The following is a 1,100-nucleotide window of genomic DNA, read 5'->3' on the forward strand; positions in this document are numbered from 1 at the left end:
GGTCACCCCGACAAGATCGCTGACCAGATCAGCGACACCATCCTCGACGCGCTGCTCAAGGAGGACCCGGCCTCCCGGGTCGCCGTCGAGACCCTGATCACCACCGGTCTGGTGCACGTGGCCGGCGAGGTCACCACCAAGGCCTACGCGGACATCGCGACCCTGGTCCGCAACAAGATCCTGGAGATCGGGTACGACTCCTCCAAGAAGGGCTTCGACGGCGCCTCCTGCGGCGTGTCGGTGTCGATCGGCGCGCAGTCCCCGGACATCGCGCAGGGCGTGGACGCGGCGTACGAGGCCCGCGTCGAGGGCGACGAGGACGAGCTGGACCGGCAGGGCGCCGGCGACCAGGGCCTGATGTTCGGCTACGCCACCGACGAGACGCCGACGCTGATGCCGCTGCCGGTCTTCCTGGCGCACCGCCTGGCCAAGCGGCTGTCGGAGGTGCGCAAGAACGGCACGATCCCCTATCTGCGCCCGGACGGCAAGACGCAGGTCACCATCGAGTACGACGGCGACAAGGCGGTGCGCCTGGACACGGTGGTGGTCTCCTCCCAGCACGCCTCCGACATCGACCTGGAGTCGCTGCTGGCGCCCGACATCCGCGAGTTCGTGGTGGAGCCGGAGCTGAGGGCGCTGCTGGAGGACGGCATCAAGCTGGACACCGAGGGCTACCGGCTGCTGGTCAACCCCACGGGCCGGTTCGAGATCGGCGGCCCGATGGGCGACGCGGGCCTGACCGGCCGCAAGATCATCATCGACACCTACGGCGGCATGGCCCGCCACGGCGGCGGCGCCTTCTCCGGCAAGGACCCCTCCAAGGTGGACCGGTCCGCCGCCTACGCGATGCGCTGGGTGGCCAAGAACGTGGTCGCCGCGGGCCTGGCCAGCCGCTGCGAGGTGCAGGTCGCCTACGCCATCGGCAAGGCCGAGCCGGTCGGCCTGTTCGTGGAGACCTTCGGCACCCACAAGGTGGAGACCGAGAAGATCGAGAAGGCGATCGAGGAGGTCTTCGACCTCCGCCCGGCCGCCATCATCCGCGACCTGGACCTGCTCCGCCCGATCTACGCCCAGACCGCCGCCTACGGCCACTTCGGCCG

1 protein-coding gene is annotated in these 1,100 nt (G+C 70.0%); it reads left to right on the forward strand.

From position 1 onward, the window contains the following. Positions 1-1,100 (forward strand): methionine adenosyltransferase (gene metK / locus ACIBAI_RS28940; RefSeq protein ID WP_399038790.1); only part of this gene is annotated, 1,100 nt, incomplete at both ends.

It is taken from the genome of Streptomyces sp. NPDC051041 (genome assembly GCF_044456065.1).
In the GTDB taxonomy this organism is placed as follows: domain Bacteria; phylum Actinomycetota; class Actinomycetes; order Streptomycetales; family Streptomycetaceae; genus Streptomyces; species Streptomyces glaucus.